The sequence below is a fragment of the Sphingobium sp. OAS761 genome, from assembly GCF_024168485.1.
Lineage (GTDB): Bacteria > Pseudomonadota > Alphaproteobacteria > Sphingomonadales > Sphingomonadaceae > Sphingobium.
On the sequence record NZ_JALJVY010000011.1, the window covers coordinates 140,738 to 159,525 of the forward strand.

The 18,788-nt window shown below is 62.1% G+C and carries 18 protein-coding genes; 3 read left to right on the forward strand and 15 right to left on the reverse strand.

The genetic code is table 11. The annotated features are described in order from the left end of the window. Nucleotides 1-5: 5 nt before the first annotated feature. The 6 genes from J3E64_RS15665 to J3E64_RS15690 all read right to left on the reverse strand — a co-directional run bounded on the left by J3E64_RS15665 (nt 6) and on the right by J3E64_RS15690 (nt 7,767). Nucleotides 6-1,520 (reverse strand): hypothetical protein, encoded by a 1,515-nt coding sequence (locus tag J3E64_RS15665; RefSeq protein WP_253343959.1) that lies wholly within the window; start codon nt 1,518-1,520, stop codon nt 6-8. A gap of 251 nt (nt 1,521-1,771) precedes the next feature. After that, nucleotides 1,772-3,367 (reverse strand): NAD(P)/FAD-dependent oxidoreductase, encoded by a 1,596-nt coding sequence (locus tag J3E64_RS15670; protein ID WP_253343960.1) that lies wholly within the window; start codon nt 3,365-3,367, stop codon nt 1,772-1,774. After that, nucleotides 3,364-4,494, reverse strand: coding sequence for an NADP-dependent oxidoreductase (locus J3E64_RS15675; RefSeq protein WP_253343961.1), 1,131 nt, complete (start codon nt 4,492-4,494; stop codon nt 3,364-3,366). Before J3E64_RS15675 ends, J3E64_RS15670 begins: the two co-directional genes overlap by 4 nt. 19 nt (nt 4,495-4,513) lie before the next feature. Beyond that, nucleotides 4,514-4,903, reverse strand: coding sequence for a VOC family protein (locus J3E64_RS15680; protein ID WP_253343962.1), 390 nt, complete (start codon nt 4,901-4,903; stop codon nt 4,514-4,516). Nucleotides 4,904-4,953: 50 nt separating this feature from the next. Beyond that, nucleotides 4,954-5,760 (reverse strand): SDR family NAD(P)-dependent oxidoreductase, encoded by an 807-nt coding sequence (locus J3E64_RS15685; RefSeq protein ID WP_253343963.1) that lies wholly within the window; start codon nt 5,758-5,760, stop codon nt 4,954-4,956. Between the two features lie 24 nt (nt 5,761-5,784). After that, complete coding sequence (locus J3E64_RS15690) at nt 5,785-7,767, reverse strand: NAD(P)/FAD-dependent oxidoreductase (protein ID WP_253343964.1); 1,983 nt, start codon at nt 7,765-7,767, stop codon at nt 5,785-5,787. A 135-nt stretch (nt 7,768-7,902) separates the two neighbouring features. Between J3E64_RS15690 and J3E64_RS15695 the strand changes: the two genes are divergently transcribed. Next, on the forward strand, nt 7,903-8,526 hold the full coding sequence (locus J3E64_RS15695; RefSeq protein WP_253343965.1) for a TetR/AcrR family transcriptional regulator: 624 nt from the start codon (nt 7,903-7,905) through the stop codon (nt 8,524-8,526). A 56-nt stretch (nt 8,527-8,582) separates the two neighbouring features. Beyond that, nucleotides 8,583-9,377, forward strand: a complete 795-nt coding sequence (locus J3E64_RS15700) for an SDR family NAD(P)-dependent oxidoreductase (protein WP_253343966.1) — start codon at nt 8,583-8,585, stop codon at nt 9,375-9,377. Nucleotides 9,378-9,437: 60 nt separating this feature from the next. Here the strand turns inward: J3E64_RS15700 and J3E64_RS15705 are convergent, their stop codons facing one another. The 8 genes from J3E64_RS15705 to J3E64_RS15740 all read right to left on the reverse strand — a co-directional run bounded on the left by J3E64_RS15705 (nt 9,438) and on the right by J3E64_RS15740 (nt 17,119). Then, nucleotides 9,438-9,815: a VOC family protein gene (locus tag J3E64_RS15705; protein WP_253343967.1), complete on the reverse strand. Its 378-nt coding sequence runs from the start codon at nt 9,813-9,815 to the stop codon at nt 9,438-9,440. Between the two features lie 107 nt (nt 9,816-9,922). Then, entirely contained in the window at nt 9,923-10,777 is an 855-nt protein-coding gene (locus J3E64_RS15710) for an SDR family NAD(P)-dependent oxidoreductase (RefSeq protein ID WP_253343968.1), read from the reverse strand. Nucleotides 10,778-10,801: 24 nt separating this feature from the next. Next, a complete protein-coding gene (locus tag J3E64_RS15715; RefSeq protein ID WP_253343969.1) occupies nt 10,802-11,704 on the reverse strand; it encodes an SDR family NAD(P)-dependent oxidoreductase in 903 nt (300 codons plus the stop codon). Between the two features lie 36 nt (nt 11,705-11,740). After that, a complete protein-coding gene (locus J3E64_RS15720; protein WP_253343970.1) occupies nt 11,741-11,980 on the reverse strand; it encodes a lipoyl domain-containing protein in 240 nt (79 codons plus the stop codon). A 16-nt stretch (nt 11,981-11,996) separates the two neighbouring features. Continuing rightward, a complete protein-coding gene (locus J3E64_RS15725; protein ID WP_253343971.1) occupies nt 11,997-12,974 on the reverse strand; it encodes an alpha-ketoacid dehydrogenase subunit beta in 978 nt (325 codons plus the stop codon). A gap of 11 nt (nt 12,975-12,985) precedes the next feature. Further along, on the reverse strand, nt 12,986-13,966 hold the full coding sequence (locus tag J3E64_RS15730; protein WP_253343972.1) for a thiamine pyrophosphate-dependent dehydrogenase E1 component subunit alpha: 981 nt from the start codon (nt 13,964-13,966) through the stop codon (nt 12,986-12,988). Between the two features lie 44 nt (nt 13,967-14,010). After that, nucleotides 14,011-15,069: a hypothetical protein gene (locus tag J3E64_RS15735; RefSeq protein ID WP_253343973.1), complete on the reverse strand. Its 1,059-nt coding sequence runs from the start codon at nt 15,067-15,069 to the stop codon at nt 14,011-14,013. 55 nt (nt 15,070-15,124) lie between these two features. After that, a complete protein-coding gene (locus J3E64_RS15740; RefSeq protein ID WP_253343974.1) occupies nt 15,125-17,119 on the reverse strand; it encodes an NAD(P)/FAD-dependent oxidoreductase in 1,995 nt (664 codons plus the stop codon). A 115-nt stretch (nt 17,120-17,234) separates the two neighbouring features. Between J3E64_RS15740 and J3E64_RS15745 the strand changes: the two genes are divergently transcribed. Beyond that, entirely contained in the window at nt 17,235-17,885 is a 651-nt protein-coding gene (locus tag J3E64_RS15745) for a TetR/AcrR family transcriptional regulator (RefSeq protein WP_253343975.1), read from the forward strand. Between the two features lie 20 nt (nt 17,886-17,905). Here J3E64_RS15745 and J3E64_RS15750 read toward each other — a convergent pair whose 3' ends face one another. Beyond that, nucleotides 17,906-18,787 (reverse strand): LysR family transcriptional regulator, encoded by an 882-nt coding sequence (locus J3E64_RS15750; RefSeq protein WP_253343976.1) that lies wholly within the window; start codon nt 18,785-18,787, stop codon nt 17,906-17,908. Nucleotide 18,788: the final 1 nt, after the last annotated feature.

An 18,788-nucleotide genomic window follows, 5' to 3' on the forward strand; every position in this document is an offset into this window, starting at 1 on the left:
TCAATTCATGCGCTGAGGCGGTCTGGCAATGGGGCGTCGGCAGCGCGCGCGACAATTTGTCGACATGCATCGCCGGGCGTCACGTCTTCCAACCATTCGCGCAGCATATTGTCGATCCAGACCACCGCGCTGTAGAAGCCGCCTTCGAGGAGGCGCGCATCCATCCGGCTTTCCATCGATGCGAAATATTCTTCGGGGAAATACTGCAAGGCGTCCGCGAGGATAGTGACGAACATAAAGATGGCCGTCGAATATACCGACGCCTTATATTGGAAATGGAGCTCCTCCCTGCTGATGGGGGGGCAGCCCTGCCTGGCGCACTCCTCGATGAAAACGTCTATCACCCGGTTCACCAGGGAAATATGCTTTTCGGGCTCGGGCATCATCAACATGCCGCTGAGCGCCTGGGCGAGGCTTGCCTGACCCGCGCCGCCCCAGTCGAGCAGTCCCGCTTGAAGTTCGCCGGCATCATCCCGCCAGAACCACGCATTGTCGACGTTCAGATTGATATGGCAAAGTCCTGTATAATCGACGTCGGACAAGAGATAGGCGAGCACCTTGTCCTTGTGTTCCAGTCCGAAGAGGACGTCCTCGCGCCATTTCTGCAGGAATGCGGGGCGTGTCACCTCGGGCGCGAAAAGCCGGGGAGCCACGCGTCCGATGAAATCGATCAGGCGATCAAGGCGCGGCTCTGGGTCGATGATCGGGTCAAAATCGCGTGCCGCCTTGGCGAAGGGAAAAATCTCCTCCAGATCATAGCCCAGATCACCCCGTTTATGGGCGGCAACCAGCCGGGCCAGATCGCGGGTGAGCACCTCATAATGCTCCTCGACGCAAGGGACTTCATGATCATACCCCTTGCGGTAGGCCGGTTCGACTGAGCCGGCGCCGAAAGCGACCCGTTCCGTGATCAGAATATAGTTACCCGTGTAGACGCTATGGTCCCCAAAATAATAGCGGGTCAGACGGACGGGCAACTGCCGTTCCCGGGACAGCCGCGCCATTTCGATTTCGCCGTCCGACAGGCGCAGGAGCCCATATTTGTGGTGAACGTCCGCTGGCGGAAATTTCACGAACAGGTGGGTCTGGAGGCCCGGTTCGTCACGGGCATAGGATAATTCGAGCAACCCGTTCTCGGATGCTCCGCGGATGTCGAGCTTGTCGAGCGATACGATGCCGGTGACGTGATTATCGCCAGCCATGACGCCGGATGCCCGGAATGCCCTGGTCAGGAATTCCGGTCCTGCTTCACGCAATCCCGCCAGATCGATCGGGAATTCCAACCCGTAGTGATCGCCGGCGGAGATTTTCTGATGGCGCTGGAGGAACGTCTCATAGTCCAGGATAGGCGTCGAAATTGCTGGTGCAGGGGCCAGGGTCTTGGCGTCGACCCAACCCGCGGGACTGGCGATCCGGACCCGCTCATTGCCCTTGTCGTCCACTGCCCGTTCCGCACAGACGACCCGGGTGCCTTTGGGCAAATGGTGAAGTTGTCGATCTTCGACTGCATCTCCCGTCATGACGGCTGCGCCTTGGGATGCGACAATCTCACATCGCGTGCCGGGAGACAGAAGTATTTTGTCAATCATCGGCGGCGATCTCCCATATCTCAGGCCCGCGCCCTACCGACAGTTCCCCGGTGGGCGAAGCATTATTACAGTCTGGTGTGTATTTATATGACGCCAAAATCGATCCCGTGCAAGCCGCTAAAGGGTCGGTTTGACAAGCGGGGTGTCATGAGAGCCTCTTATTTGGTGGTCCCGCGCGCAGATCAGGACCGAACGAAGCCCTTGAAGTCGTTGCCGATCGCTTCCTCGTTCAATTGTGCGAACCGGGGAAAGCCACCAACGTAGATCATGAATCCGCCCCGCTTTCCCTCGATATTCTTGGCATTGTACCAGGAATCGGCAAGGCTGTGCAGGGTATTGCGCGACAACATGTCCACCTCCTCGGCCCACCATCCTTCCGCTTCTTCCGTGGTATCGATGCGCGAGTAACCGTCCCGTTCGAGCGAGGCGATGATATCGGCGACGAGATTCACCTGCCATTCGCCGACCATGAGCATCTGCGCCTGCGCGCCTGGCGTGAGCGGTCCGTGGATCATCAGCAGATTGGGGAATCCCGCGACGACGAGACCCAGCCAGGCCGTTGGCCCATCCGCCCATTTGTCGGTCAGCTTGCGACCATCAATGCCCTCGATATCGATACGCGTCATTGCGCCCGTGATCGCATCGAAACCGGTCGCGGTGACGACGATGTCGAGGTCGTAATCCGCTTCCGTGGTGCGCAATCCGGTCTCGGTGAATTCGACGATGGGCGCTGACTTCGCATCGACCAGCGCCACATTGTCGCGGTTGAACGTCTCGAAATAGCCATTGTCGATGCATAGACGCTTGGCGCCGATCGGGTAGGTCTTGGGACAAAGCAGATCGGCGGTGGCGGGGTCCTTCACGATCGACCGGATCTTGCCCCGTACGAATTCGCAGACGACATCGTTCGCTTCCTTGTTTGTCATGATGTCGCTGAACGTCAGGAGCAGCTGGAACGCGCTTTGCGATGTCCAGGCTTCTTCGAGCAGTTGCTGGCGCTCCTCCTCGCTATATTCGCTGCATGCCACGCTGGACCGTTCGAGGAGCGAAACGCCGGGGCTTTGCAACATCTTCTGCCGCCGCTCGGGATAATTTTCCTTCCACTCGCGCTCATGCTCCGGGTCCATCGGCCGATTGCCCGACGGCATGCTGAAGGCAGGCGTGCGCTGGAAGATGGTGAGATGCTCCGCCTGCTCGGCAAGGAGCGGGGCCAACTGGATGCCGGTCGATCCCGTGCCGATCAGGCCGACGCGCTTTCCCGTCAGGTCGATGCCGTCAGTGGGCCATGCCGCGGTATGCAATATCTCGCCCTGGAAACGCTCGCGCCCGGGCCAAGGCGGTGAGTTGGGTGCCGACAGCGCGCCGGTCGCCGCCACGACATATTTGCAGACGACATGATCGCCCTTGACGGTGTGGACGTGCCAGCGGTTCGCCGTCTCGTCGAAACGCATCCGCTCGACCCCGTTGGAGAGCCGGATGCGGTCGCGCAGGGCGAAGCGATCCGCCACATGGTTGACGTACCGCTCCAGTTCGGGCTGGGCCGAGAACATTTCGGGCCAGCGCCATTCCTGCTGGAGATCATCGTCGAAGCTGTAGGAATATTCCATGCTGGGAATATCCACCCGCGCGCCGGGATAGCGGTTCCAATACCATGTGCCGCCGACGCCCGCCCCGGCTTCGAAGCAGATCACGTCGTGATCGCGGAGCTTATGCAGTGCATAGAGCCCGGAAAAACCAGCGCCGATTATGACGATGTCGGCCGTTTCGATGTCGCTCATGATAGTCCATTCTCATTGATGGTGAGGGTGGCGGCTTCGCCGACCCTGACGATCAGCTTGCCCCCGGCATTGCGGCCGCTAAGGCAATCTGCAAGGGCCTGGGGCGCTTGTTCGATACCGTCGTAGATCGTCGTCTGGTAGGTCAGCGCACCAGCCCGCAGCAGGCGCGATATGTCCGCCCGGAAATCCGGATATTCGTCCTCATGATCCAGCACGACGAAGCCCTGAATGCGCAGCCGCTTGGCCAGGATCATGCCGGTCGGCAACGTGCTCGATTCGGTTCCGCCATATTCCGCCGCCATGCCGCAGACAATGAGCCGGCCGAAGGGCTTCAGGCGATCATAGACGGGGCGCTGCGCGAGCCCGCCGACATTGTCGAAATAGATGTCGACCCCTTCGGGGGCGAACCGATCGAGCGCGGATCCGATGTCCTGCGACAGCCGGTCAATACAACCGTCCGCACCCAGCGTCTCGGTGACGAACGCGCATTTGTCCTCGCCGCTGGCGATGCCGATGACCGTCAGTCCCTCCGCCTTGGCCATCTGCACGACCAGCATCCCGACCGCGCCGGCAGCCGCCGAAACGACGATCGTCTCGCCCGGTTTGGCGTCGCAATATCTGCGATAGCCGATCCAGCCGGTGAAGGCCGAGCGACCGACGGCGGCAAGATCGGCTTCGAGCGGCAGTTCGGCGGGATCGAGGCGAAGCGAAAAGTCGCCGTCGACCGCCTCATATTCCTGCCAATGCACGCCGCCGAAAATATAGTCCCTCTCGGCGAAACCGGGATGGCGGGAGCGCACCACCTGTCCGACCGTTCCACCCGAATAGGGCGACGTTGGCGGGATGATGCCCGACTGCATGCGATCGCCCACCTGAATGCGCCAAAGCTGCGCCGCGTCCTTCTCCGTCGCGCGCGCGCGCCCGGTTTTCGCATCCCCGGCGACATCCGGCTGCAAGGCCGCATAGGGCAGGAGTGGCCGGACCCCGGGCGCGATGCCGATATAGAGTGTCCGCACAAGGACCTGTCCATCCGTGATATCGGGCACGGCTTCATCCGCGAGCGCGAAGTCGTCGGGCGACAGGACGGGGCCGATGGGGCGGGCTATGCGCCAGGTCAGATTCCGCATGGCTTCGAGCATTGTCCTGTCAGCCGACCTTCATCAACTCGATGCTGTGCCCCTCCGGATCGGCGGCGTAGGCCATGCGCATCTTGTGCTCGGTTATGTCGAATGCCGGGACCGTGGTCTTGCCGCCGGCGCGCCCGATCGCCGCCAGCGTCTCATCGACATCGTCGACCATGACGGCGACGATCGATTCCCCGACGGAGGGCGCGGGACGATTGGGATAGCTGATCAGGACGATCTGCGGCGGCGCGCCCGCGCCCGCAGAAAAGAAGTTTTCCACGAAGGCGTGGTCGCCTTCGCCCTCTTCGATCCGCATCGCCGCCGTGAGGCCCAGCGCTTGCGTGTAGAATGGGGTGAGAGCGTCGCTATCGCTGACGACGACCTTGGCATAGGCAAATGCAGTGACGGGCATGGGATCAACCTTCTCTTCAAGTCAGCGGGATAGGGCAGGGCAGCGGTCGTTTATTCAGGAACGATGCCGTTCTCGCGAAAAAATTCCGGCGCGTTGATGACGTGCGGCCCCGCATGGGCTGGCGCATCAGGGTGGCCGGAAAGCCAGACGACGGTGCGCGCGGTTTCGCGCGGATCATAGGGGGTCAGGCCGAAGCCGATCTTGTCCGCTTCATCGCCCAGCACGGCGCGCAATGTGTCCGTCATGGTGAATTGCGGTTCGATCAGGAAGGCGGAGATGCCGTCCTTGCCATGTTCGAAATTGAGATAATCGGGGATCTTGTTCAACGCGGCCTTTGGCGCATTGTAGAATAGGCCGCTGCTTCCGACCGTGGGCTGGACGGAGGACAGGGCGGACATGAAAATCATGCGTCCGCCGCCCTGCAGCAGCATGATGTCGAGCGCCTTCTGGCTAAGATAGAATTGGTTGAGGAAGTTGCCGAGCGTGCTGCGTTCTGCCTCGTCGATCGAGATTTCGGCGATTTTCTGCCTTACCGCCGGGCCCTGATAGATGCCGTTGTTCACCAGCACGTCGAGCCGGCCGAAGCGTTCGGTCGTAGCCGCGAGCGCGGCATCGATGGAGTCGCGGTCGAGCAGGTCGAGCCGCACGCCCAGCGCTACGCCGCCCGCCGCGACGATGCGCGCGACGGTCTCCTCGACACTGCCCGGCACGGGGCCACCCATGCCGTCGTGCCGACCTTCACCGGCCGCCATCGTTCGGCCGGTGACGACCACGGCAAAGCCCGCTTCGCCAAGCGCTTCGGCAATGACCTTGCCGATGCCGCGGGTGGCGCCCGTGACGAGCGCCACCCGCTGCATGCTGTCCCCTCCCGACATGCCCGATCAGATCTCAAGCATTTCGGGTTCGCGTTCCTGTTCGGGCGTGGCGTCGGGTCGTTTCGTCACCTGATAGTCAGCCATTTCCGGCTGCCGCAGCTTATGCCAGATGACCGAATTATGGTATGGGATAGCCAGGACCACCTTGCCGCTGGGATGGCGGTAATAGCCATGCGCGGTGCCCTTGTTGACCCAGGCGGTCTGCGCGAGCCGCCGGTCAGCCTCCTCGACGAAACGGTCCGCAGCCGCCTGCGTCACCTCGAAGGTTGCGAGCTGCTCATCGACCATCGTTTGCAGCAGTTCGATGACATAATGGATATGCTGCTCGCCCAGCACCGCATGGTTCGCCACCAGATTGCTGTAGGGGCCTGCCGGCAGGACGAAATTGGGCAGGCCCGGCACCATCATGCCCCAATAGGTGAAAGGCGCGGGGTCGAAGATGTCGCGCAGCGTCTTGCCGTCGCGTCCCTTGATCTCGAACTGCGTGCCCCAATACATATTATAGCCGGTCGCCAGCACGACGATGTCGCACTCGATGCGCTGGCCATCCGCCAGAATGACCGCGCTTTCGTCGAATGAGGCGAGCGCCCCCTTCACCAGATCGACGTTCGGCTTCTTGATGGTGTCGTAGAAGCTGCAATCGAGGATCGGCCGCTTGGCGAAGACCGGGTAGTCGGGAGTCAGCAACTTGACCATGTCCGGATCGTCGGGGAACTGCTGCTGGATATGATTACGGCACATGTCGCGTATGCCATCATTCAGTGGCGCGATGCCGCCAGTCTTCTCCCGATGCTCGGGATCGATCATGATCATGCCGCGCATATCGGTCATCTGGCTGGCCAGCGTCTGCATTCGCTTCCACTGCGCGACGAAGGGGATGTTCTCCATCGCGATGATTTCCAGCGGATCGATGCCGGCGCGGGCGTTGGCGTTGGGGATCAGATATTCCGGCTGACGCATGACGATCGCCAGTTCCGAGACCTGGTCGGCCACGGCGGCGGCAACCTGCACCCCGCTGCATGCCGCGCCCACCAGCACGACTTTCTTGCCCGCCAGGTCGAGATCATCGTCCCACTGAGCGGTGTGGATGATGCGGCCGCCAAAGGCGTCCATATTCCCGACATCGGGATATTTGGGGCCGTTATTTGGGCCGGTCGCCATGATGAGGACATTGCCCTCATAAGTCACTTCCTGACCGTCGCGCGTTGCTTTCAGCGTCCATGTCGAACGGTCTTCGTCCCATTCCGCACCGGCAACCCGGGTGTTGAAATCGACCCGGTCGCGCACACCATATTTGTCGACCACCTTGTTGAGATAGGTCAGGAACTCCGGCCCGTTTGCGTAGTAGCGTGTCCAGGAGGAGTTGGGCTCGAAGGAATAGGAATAGATGCGGCTTTCGGTATCGACCGCTGCGCCCGGATAGGTGTTGACCAGCCAGGTGCCGCCGACATCCGAATTGGCTTCCACGATCTGATAGGGAAAACCCGCCTGCTGCAATTTGATGGCGGCGTTTATGCCGACCATGCCCGCGCCGACGATCAGCACCTTGAAATCGGCCGGGGGCAGCCTTTCGGGCGTGCGTATGCGGGTGTCTGTGGTAAATCCCGCATGTTGATAAGCGGGTTCGACGGACATGTCGGGCAGATCGCTGCCGATCACGAGCTTGACCAGTTCCCGGAACAGGGGCCGGTCGAGCTTGGGAAGCACCGGCTCGCGGTCGCGTCCTACTTCGGCGGCGAGGCGCGTCCGCAGTTCCTGTGCGACACTCTGATCGGTGTCCTCAAGAGCCTCTTCGCCATCGATAGCTCTGAAGGCGGATTTATGCGTGGCATGTGTCCCTTCCAGGGCCGGCCCATAGCGATGCAGCAGCGTACGGTCGCCGGTGATCTGGATCAGCGCCGCGAGAGCGACCGCAGGGTCCAGTATCGCGATCGCCGCTTCGACATCCGGGCTTGCCGACATCCGGCCAAGTGGTTCCACATCCGCCATGCCTCATCTTCTCCCGCCAGGGCCGAGGACTCGCTCCCGACCCGTTTGTTAAATACAATCTTTGGTGTATATAGACGCGGCGCCCGGTCAAGGGCTTTAATAAGACGCGGTGTATAATTACGCAAAGGCGGATGGATGCAGATATTGGATATCGGAAGGGGAAGGCCGACTGCAGATGTCTCGCGCCAGAAGGCGGCGGGGATCCTGATCGCCGCCCGCGAAGCCTTTTGCCGCTGGGGCTATCGCCCGGTCACGATGCGCCAGATCGCTGAAGCAGCCCAGGTGTCGACGCGGACGCTGTACAATCAATATAAGGACAAGTTCAGCCTGTTCGAGGCGTGTCTCGAATTTGGCTCCTCTGCCTTTCCGGTGCTCGAAGACCATCCATCCGGGGATGTGGGATTGGTGCTGCGCGGCTTCGCGATCGCGCTGGTTAAGGTACTGTCCGGGGAAACGAGCCAGAGCCTGGGCATGCTCGTCTATCGCGAGGGCGCTGAATTTCCCGAATTGATCAGGGCGTCGGAACGCAATCAGCAGGAATATCTCGTCCGGCCGCTCGCCGCTTTTCTTCTTCGCCATGGGCTGGCCGAGGATGACGGCGAACAGCGCGCCAAAATCCTGCTCGCGATGATGCTGTCCGGCTGGCATCGCCGGGTAAGCTTCCGCCTGCCCACCCCCAGCGACGAGGAGCAGGAGGCGTATGCCGCGCTCGTTGTCCGGCTGTTCCTGGAAGGGGCCGCTTCCAGGAAAGACCGTTAGCACCGCGACGCTGCATCCGCCGCGGCCGACCAAGATCACATCATAAGGAGAGAGACATGCATGAAGGACTATTGGCGGGCCGGGCGGCTCTGATTACCGGGGCTGCGGAAGGAATTGGGCGCGGCATGGCGCTCCGCTTCGCCAAGGCAGGTGGTGCGGTTCTGGTCGTAGACTTCAACGCGGAGAAAGGCGCCGCCACGACCGAGGAATTGCGGTCGATTGGCGCGAAGGCGGAGTTTTTCCAGTGCGATGTCACCCAGCGGCCCCAGATGGAGGCGGCCGTGGCCGCTTGCGTCGATCGGCTCGGGTCGATCGATATTCTGGTCAACAATGCCTATCGCGGGGGCCAGATCACCCGGATCGAAAAGAAGTCCGACGAGGAATTCGACCAGAGCATGGCGATCTGCCTCTACGCCGCCAAATGGTCGATGGAAGCCGCGCTGCCGCATATGAAAGCGCAGCGTTGGGGCCGCATCATAAACATGTGTTCATTGAACGGGACGAACGCGCACATGGGCACTGCCGACTATAATGTCGGCAAGGAAGCCCTGCGCACCTACACCCGCAGCGCGGCCCGCGAATGGGCGCCCTATGGCATCTGCGCCAATATCATCTGCCCGGGGGCGGCAACCGCCGGCTTCCTGACGTTCAAGAAGATGCAGCCGGAGGTGGCCGCCGCCAGCGAGGCCGCGAACCCGATGGGGCGCCTGGGCGATCCCGAAACGGATATCGGCGGCGTCGCACTCTTCCTGGCGAGCGAGGACGCCCGTTACCTGACGGGCAATACCCTGCATGTCGGTGGCGGCTCGCATATCAACGGCGTGGCCTGGAATCCCGATCTGGGCGACTGACGCCTGGCATGGAATCGGCGGTCCGCGAGAAGCCGCTCGCGGACCGAACCGACAGCGCCGTCAACCGCCCATCTGGCTGAGTTGCAGGATATGGCCTTCTGGGTCGGCAACGAAGGCGACCTGCATCCCGCCCATGCCCGGAACTTCTTGCGCCGGTTCCAGAACGCGCCCGCCGGCCTGCTCGGCACGGGCGATGAAGGCGGCGATATCCTTGGTCGCGAAACCCATGATCAGTTCGTTCGCGGCGGGCGCCTGAGTGTCATGGAACTGGGCGAGGATGAACATCGGGCCGCCGGGATAGGTCGGCATGAAGACGACCTCGCTGACCTTACGGCCGGTGATTTCCGCTTCGACGCGGTTCATTTCGACCAGCCCGACCACCGACGTGTAGAAGGCCACCGCAGCGTCCAGATCCTTGACCTGAAGCTTGGTGAACATGAAATCGGTATCCTGCGTCTTCGCATCTGGTATCTGGCTTGCCATCATACTCTCCGTAGTTTTGATCTGCTTGAAGGGCGAATGCCTTGGTTAGAGCCGGTTAGGCCTCAGGCTTCTTCGACCAGCACCCTGGCCTGCTCCGCCAAGGCCGGCATTTCCAGCGCCGCCAGATACTCCGCGCGACGCTTCGCGACTTCGGCGGTTGTATCGGGATGGGTCGAAACCCAGAAGTCTCCTGCGGCGATACCGTTCAGGATAGTCTCGCCGGCCTGTTCGGGCGTGACGCCGATCTGCGTGATCATCGCGTGCATCATTTCGCGCTGGCGCTCAACGAAGCCGGACTGGCGATCGGCGGGGGCGTCCTCAAAAATGCGGGTCGCGACCTGGGCGGGCAGCACCGCTGAAATCTGGATCGGGGCTTTCTTGAGCTGCATTTCCAGATAGAGGCACTCGGTGAAGCTGAGCACCGCATGCTTGCTCATCATATAGGGGGCCTGCGTCGGCATCATGCCGAGCGCTCCGATAGAGGCGACGTTCGCGATGTAGCCGGGCTTCCCGCTTTCCAGCATGCGCCGCGCGAAAATGCGCGAGCCATGCACGACGCCGCGCACGTTGATCGACAGCAGCCGGTCCCAGGTTTCGTCCGGTATCTCCCAGCTGAACCCGATCGTTTCGATACCGGCATTGTTGACCGCCAGAGTGACCTCGCCGAACCGGTTATAGGCGGCGTCCGCAAGCCGTTCGAGGGCGGCGATGTCGGTCACGTCGGTCACGACCGGTATGGCGGACGCGCCGGAGGCATTGATGTCCGCCGCCACCTGTTCGATGCGATCGCGCGCGACATCGGCCAAAACGACATTCATCCCCAGCGACGCGGCGACGCGCGCGATGCCTTCGCCGATGCCGCTCCCCGCGCCGGTGACGACGGCGGTGCCGCCCGCGAATTTGTCCCTGGCGCTCATCCCCGTCTCTCCTCGATCATGATCTCAATATTCGCCTGATGGGCTGATCCCCGGATGCGACCAGGCCGGCGGTTCGCGGCGGGGGAAGGTTCCCGCGCCGTCCAGGCTGCGCACCTCAATGGCGTGATGCCAGGGGAAATGCATGCTGAAACCGATCAGTCCGGTCCGCTCGCTGGCGGGCAGATGGCTCATCGCCAGCACGGTTTCGGCCAGATACTCGACATCCTCAGTGGGGTATTCCTCCGGGATGATCGAATCCGCGCCCGGCGTCCGGATCGCCGTGGACGGCCCTACGGCGTTGACCGCGATATTATCCTGTTCCAGTTCGGCCGCGAGCCCCTGCGTCATGCGGTTGAGGGCAGCCTTGGCTGCGGCGTAGATCGCATAGCCGCGATCCTTCTCATAGGGCGGAAAGGGGCGCGCGGGCGGCAGGGAATCCTGCGAACTGATATTGACGATCCAGCCCGCGCCCGCCTTGCGCATATGGGGAATGGCCCCTTGTGCGAGGAGGAAGGGCGCGCGGACATAGTGCATGAGAGTCCGGTCGAAGGTTTCGAGCGACATGTCCGCGACCGCCACGAAATCGGCGAAACCGGCATTGTTGACCAGAATGTCCAATCGTCCGCCCGCTGCCTCTGCGGCGCGATCCGCCAGCGCGCGGCACTGCGCTTCATCCTCGATATCCGCCGCGAGTGGGATCGCTTTCCCGCCGGCCTGCTCAATCAAGCGGACCGTTTCCTCCAAAGTGCCGGACATGGTAATCGACGTCCCCGCGCGTTCGCCGGCGACCGGTGCGCTCATCGACCGCGCCGTCACGACGACGGTCGCGCCTGCGGCGGCCAGCCGTTGCGCGATGGCGCGCCCGATGCCGCGGCTTGCGCCTGTGACAAGGGCGATTTTGCCCGAAAGATCGGGTTCCTGAACCATGTACTGCCTCTCCTTCGACTGAACCGTTGCGGTCCGTCAGTCGGTGACGATCGTGGCGATGTGTGTGCGAACCTCTGCCTCCTCGCCCTCGGGAAGCAGGATCTCCGACAACGTGCCGGCAGCTGGGGCTTCCATTTCCTGGGTCGATTTGGCTGTTTCGATCTCGACCAGCATTTCGCCTGCTTCGACCCGATCGCCCACGGCCTTGAGCCATTTGACGATCGTGCCTTCGTTCATACCCGTGCCCCACTTGGGCATCACGACCTTCACGCGCATTTCGGTATCTCCGTAATCAGGCCATGAGTTCGCGCGCGGCGGCGGCGATCTTTTCGGGGTTGGGGTAAAGCGGCGCTTCCATTGGCGGGCTGAACGGGATCGGCACGTCCGGCGTGACCACGCGCTTCACGGGCTTCTTGAGCATGTCGAAGCCGTCCTCGACGAGGATTGCGGCGATCTCTGCGGCGGCCCCCATGGTGCGGTGCGCGGGATCGACGATGACGACGCGGCCGGTCTTGGCGAGGGTGCCCAGGATCGCGTCATTATCCAGCGGCAGCAGCGTGCGCAGGTCGATGACGTCCGCGTTGATTCCGTCCCTGGCCAGATCGTCAGCGGCCTTCAACGCGTGGCGAAGGCATCCCGATACCGAGATGATCGACACGTCCGACCCCTCGCGATGCGTGCGCGCCTTGCCGATCGGCACGACGAATTCCGTATCGAGCGGCACGTCGCCTTTCTTGCCCCAGAGGTCGTTATCCTCGAACACGATCACCGGATCGTCGTCGCGAATGGCGGCCTTCAGCAGGCCCTTGGCGTCTTCCGGGGTCGCCGGGCAGACGACCTTGAGGCCGGGAATGTTCATGAACATCGGATAGGGCCGGTCGCTATGCTGCGCGGCATTGGCCTGGCTGTGCCACATCGACGCGCGATAGGTGACGGGAACCTTGAACTGCCCGCCGGTCATGTAGCGCAGGCGCGCGGCCTGGTTGATGATCGGGTCCGCCGCCAGATAGATGAAGTTGGCTATGGTAAGATCGACGATGGGGCGCAGGCCGGTGATCGCCGCGCCCACTGCCATGCCCGCAAAGCCGCATTCGGAAATGGGGGCGCTGCGGATGCGGCTCGCCTCGGTATTCCCATAAGCGCCGCCGGCGGCGTAGAGGGCGATGTCTTCGCCGATGATGATCGTGTCGGGATTACCCTCCAGCTCCTCGCGCTGCGCCAGGCCCAGCGCATCAAGATAGGTCATCCGCTTTGTGTTGCTCTCGGTCATTATAATAATCCTCAGCGGCGGATGGAGATGGGGTTGGCGTGGACCAGTTCGAACGCTTCCTCCGGATCGGGATAGGCGCTCTCCTTCGCGAAAGAGACAGCCTCCTGGATCAACCCATCGGCCATTGCCTCGATCTCGCTGAGATCGCCTTCACTCTTGTCGCCGTCGAGCAGGAGATTGCGATAGAGCGTGACGGGATCGCGCTCGCTCATGAAATGCGCGATCTCCTCGGCCGGACGATAGGCGCCGTTGATGAACAGGCCAACGCAATGCTCATCGAAGCGATAGGTCTTGGCTTCGATCAGGGTCGGTCCTTCGCCGGCCCGCGCGCGGGCGACGGCCGTCTGGGTCGCGGCGTAGACCGCATCGAAATCCTGCCCGTCGACGATGACGCCCGGCACCCCATAGCCCTCCGCGCGGCGCGCCACGTCCGGCTGGCCATGCGAGTCCTTCGCAGGCGTGACGGCGGCATAGCCGTTATTCTCGCAGAAGAAGATCACCGGCAGCTTCCAGACCGCGGCCATGTTCAGGCATTCGGCGAGCACGCCCTCGTTGGACGCGCCATCGCCGAAGAATGTCAGTGCGACCTGCCCCGTGCCCTTCACTTGCGCGGTCAGGGCAGCGCCGGTCGCGATCGGAATGCCGCCGCCGACGATCGCGGATTCGCCGATGCTGCCCACCGACGTGTCGGTAAAGTGCATCGATCCGCCGCGCCCCTTGCAGACGCCGGTGACCTTGCCGAGGATCTCCGCCATCAGCGGCTTCAGCTGCGCGCCCTTGCCGATCGGGTGACCGTGCGAGCGGTGTGTGCCCGAAATATAATCGTCGTCGGCCAGCGCCATGCAAGCGCCGACGATGGCGGCTTCCTGCCCGACGCTGCTGTGAACGGCGCCGGGCACTTCGCCTTCGGTCACGAGCTGTTTTACCGCTTGCTCGAAGCCTCGAATCTTGAGCATCCGAAGATAGGCCTCGGACTGTATGTCATTTTTCAAACGATCTCTCCCGAAACACGCTTTTTTCTATTGATGAGGCCGCGTCAGGCGGCCTCATCCAGTGCGTCGGCCGGGATGTTGGCAGGCCCGCCGATGTCGTAGACCGAGGCGAGCAGGCCGACGAACGCATTGTCGTGCAGCGGATCGGTCGGCACTTCGAACTGCACGCCGCGCTTCTTCATGTCCTCGATCAGTATCCCGATCGCGGTTTCCGCGTCGATGTCGTCCGTGTGCTCGTAAGTACGCTTGAAGTCGGCCATATCCTTGAACAGGCGCGCGCCCCAATGGACCAGGAAGCGCATTTCCTGCGCCGGCACCTTCTGGATCACCTTGCCGAAGGTTTCGAGCTGCCAGCCGGTCAGGTCTTCCGGGTCCGCGCCAAAGGTTGTGGTGATGTCCATGCCCTGCGGCTTGCGCATCGCCACCGGGCCGGTCGCCTGGCCATGATGGAACATCATCTCATTCTCGACCACGACTGCGCGCCCCCACATCGGCGCGTTGATCTGAACCGGCTCGCCGCTCGGCCCATTGGGCCAGCAGTTGAAGCCGCCGCCGATCCGCCCGTTATAATACCAGGCGATGACCTGGCCCTTCTTCGACCGCCACCGGTCGAACAGGCAGGACTTGGCCATCGTCAAAAGCAGCCAGAGCGGGGTGTTCTCCATGGTCATGCCGCGGAACACCGTGCCGTCGAGATGCGGCGGGCCGCCGATCGGCGTCGGCCCCTGGATGTTGAACAGGAACGTCTCGGGCTCGGCATATTCGCAATCCCAGTAATTGCGCACGAGCTCCAGGAAGCGGGAGTTATAATAGCAATCCTCCAGCTCCGGGTAGAAGCAGGTGCCGCCGCGCGCCAGATAGCCGCGGAACACGGGGTTGAGGCCGATCATGTCCCAGGTCAGCTTTACGCCTTCGGGAATCGTGCCGGACGTGGTGGCGATCACCTCTTCCGGCGTGCTGAAGTTTTCTGCCAGGATGAGCGGCCAGGGGCCGTTGTCGCGCACGGCGCCCAGCAGCCGGGCGTGCTGGTCGGTGCTATAGGCGTCGTCGATCAGCTGGGGCGGGGCGACCGGACGGAAATTCTCGGCGAGTTCGCGAATCATGAGGGGTCTCCTGTCAGTTCCGGCGGGACCGGATGGGATGGGGGAAGGGGGGCGTTCAGATGGTCAGCATTTCCATCTTGCGCTCCGGCGCGGGAGCGATGTCGGTGCGCACGGTGACGGCGAAATCTTCCTGACGCGGCGAACGCAGGTCATGCCAGATGCGCGAATTATGGCGCGGGATGGCCAGGATCACCTTCTTCTGCCCGTCCGCGCCCTTGTCACGATAATAGCCGTGCGCGCTGCCATGCTGCACCCATGCCGACCGCTGGAGTTCCGTATCAACATCGTCGACGAAGGCCTTGGTCGCTTCCGGCGTCACGTCGAACGAGGCCAGATGATCGTCGACCATCCATTGCAGCAGCTCGATGATGTAGTGGACCTGCTGTTCGCTGACGACGGCATGGTTGGCGACCAGATAGCTGTAGGGCGCGCCCATGAACACGAAGTTGGGGAAGCCGGTGATCAGCATCCCTTCATACGAGAAGGGGTGCGGATCGAAGGCGTCTTTCAGCGTCTTGCCGCCGGCGCCGCGAATGTCGAACTGCCGTCCGAAATGCAGATTGTAGCCGGTCGACAGCAACAGCACGTCGCACTCGATCCGGCTGCCGTCGGCCAGGATGACGGCACTTTCGTCGGCCGCAGCCAGCTCGCCGCGAACGATCGAGACGTTGGGCTTCTTGAGCGTGTCGTAAAAGCCGCAATCGAAGATCGGCCGCTTGGCGAACACCGGGAAGTCGGGCGTCAGCATCTTGACCATCTCCGGATCGTCCGGGAAGTGGCTCTGCAAATAGGCATTGGCCCACATCTTCATGCCATCGTTGATAGGGCCGAAGCCGCCGGTCTTTGCGGCATACTCCTCGTCCTTCAGGACCATGCCGTGCATGTCGCCCAATTGGCCGTGCAGCGCCTGCAAGCGCTTCCAGTTCATGACGAAAGGGATATGTTCCATCGCGACGCGCTCGGCCTCGTCCACGTCGGCATGAGCCTGGGGGCTGGGCACGATATATTCATTCTGCCGCTGGACGATGACGAGTTCGCCGACGCGGTCGGCGATGGCAGTCGCGACCTGAACGCCCGAGCAGCCGGTGCCGACCAGAACCACCTTCTTGCCCGAAAGGTCGACCTTGTCGTCCCAGACGGCGGAATGGATCACCGGCCCCTTGAAAGTGTCGAGATTCTGGACCTTCGGATAGTTCGGATCGTTGTTTGGTCCGACCGCCATGATCAGGACGTTGCATTCGAGCGTTTGGGGTTGGCCATTATGCACGGCGCGGACGGTCCAGATCTTCCGGCCTTCGTCCCATTCGGCGCCCTCGACCCGCGTGCCGAACTGGATGTTGTCGCGCAGGTTGTATCGATCCGTCACCCGGTCGAGATAAGACAGGAACTCGGGCCCGCGCGGGTAGAATTTGGTCCAGGCCGGATTGGGCTCGAACGAGAAGGAATAGACCCGGCTGGGCGTATCGACGGCCGCGCCGGGATAGGTGTTGGTCAGCCAATTGCCGCCGACCTTGTCGAGCGCTTCGAGCACCGTGTAGTCGAAACCGGCTTGTTGCAGCTTGATCGCGGCGTTGATGCCCATCATGCCCGCGCCCACGACGATCACCTTGAAGCCGGGCGGCGGCACGTCGGTGGCCTGGCGGATGCGGGTATCGGTGGTCAGCCCGGCGTGCTGGTAGGCGACGTCGACCGACATTTCGGGAAGGTCCTCGCCCAGCAGCAGGCGCGACATCCGACGGAACAACGGCATGTCGACCTTTGTCATGACGGGCGGCCGCCCGGACTTCACCGCCTTGCGCAGCGCCTCGCGGATTTCCAGAGCGACAGCGGGATCGACGGTCGGGCGCTGCTCATGCGCAGCAATGTCGCGCATCGATTCGACCGCTTCTTCCTGCCGGCCATCGAGCGCATCCCAATAGCGATCGAGCAGCAAGCGGTTGCCGGTGAGTTGGACGAGCGACAGGAGCGCCGTGATCGGAGGCAGCGCGTCGATCGCAGCATCCAGAGTCCTGTCATCAATGCCTAAGCTTTGGGTTCCCAGTTCACGCATCCTCATTCTCCACAGGCTTTCGAAGCCTTTCGCAAATTTCAAAACGAATTACATTCATGTGTGTAATAGGTCAATGGTGGTTGCGACATCGGCAGCCTTTTGCGAGGAGCGGTGAATGAGTGCGCCAATGCTGAAGCGTCGGGCTGGGCGCCCGACTCCGGAAGAAGCCGAGCAGAAGCGGCAAGGGTTGATCGTCACAGCCCTGGAGGAGTTTGCGCGCGTTGGCTTTCACGGCGCGTCGCTGCGCGACATTGCGGAGAAAGCGAACATCTCCAGCCGCACCTTGTACAATTATTACCCCGATAAACTGGCCCTGTTCGAAGCTTGCCTGGAATTTTCGGGCCGTGAAATACAACCGGTCCTGCCCGATCTTGATGTCGGTCTTCATGAAGGCCTGGTGCGGTATGCGATCGCGATGCAACGCCAACTTTTTGCGGCCCAAGCAATGCGGATCGCCGCGCTTATCTATCGCGAAGGCGGCGGCTTCGACGAACTGCGCCAAATCGCTCGTATTCAGTTTGAGCGCCATCAGGTTACCCCTGTTGCGCATATCCTGGACAGTCACGGGATAGTTAAGGAAAGATGCCACATATTGGCCACGCAGTTCGTTGCGATGGCGTTCGGAGAATGGCAGCGTCGGCTGCTTTTTGGCGAGGACGCGATGACCGACGAACAAATGGCGGACCATGCCGAACTGGTCACAGCGATATTCCTCAAGGGCATTGATCCATGGTGCGGCCCCGTCGCCTCCCATCCTCAAATTTAGGATCGAAGGCGTCTGGACATCTAGGGGCCACTCACGGAGCCGTACACCTCGTTTGCCATCTTCCGAACAAGTCTAGCGATGTAGTCTGCCGCGGGAGAAAGCATCCGGTCACGGTGACGCACCATTATAATCCGGATCTCTTGCTCCGGCCCCTCGAACTTCTGCGGGAGCACGATCATCTTCCCGCTTGTAAGCTCTTCGCGGGCCACGACCGGCGTGTTGAGCCAGATCGCGTCGCTGTTGAGTACAACAGGCTTCAACAGGCTGTAATTGTCGCATTGAATGCGAGGGTTATATGGGATGGAGCCCTCGGCCAGCATCGCTCCACCGACGAGCGGGTAATCTTCCAGCGACCCATGGCCGTGGCTTAACGGATGGTCGGCCCTTGCGAGCAACGCCAGCGGCATGCGCGCCATGGGGATACGGTCCACGCGCTCATGGTGCGGTACCATGATATCCGCTGCGCAGGAGAATTCGACCTCATTGTGCAGTGTCCGCCGTATGACCTCCGGTCCGCTCTCGACGTGAATCTGCATGTTGATTCCGGGGCGCTCTTGGAGGACGCGCTCCATTAGCTGAGGAAGGATGGTGATCGCGATCAGGGGCCCCATGCCGAAGCTCACCGTTCCGGCCTCAGCCTTGCCGATGTAACGAAGATTGCGATCCATTGCGGCAGAGTCCGCGAGGAACTGTTTTGCTGCGGGCAGAAGCTGAAGGCATGCGGCCGTAGCCACGACTTTCGCCCTGCTTCGGCTGAACAGCACGACGCCATATTCCTCCTCGATCAACTGGATACTGCGTGACAAAGCGGGCTGGGTGATACCCAGTTTGCGCGCCGCACGTACGAAGCTTTGCTCCTGATGAAGCATGACGAGATGGGCGATATTCCGAACGGTTAGCATA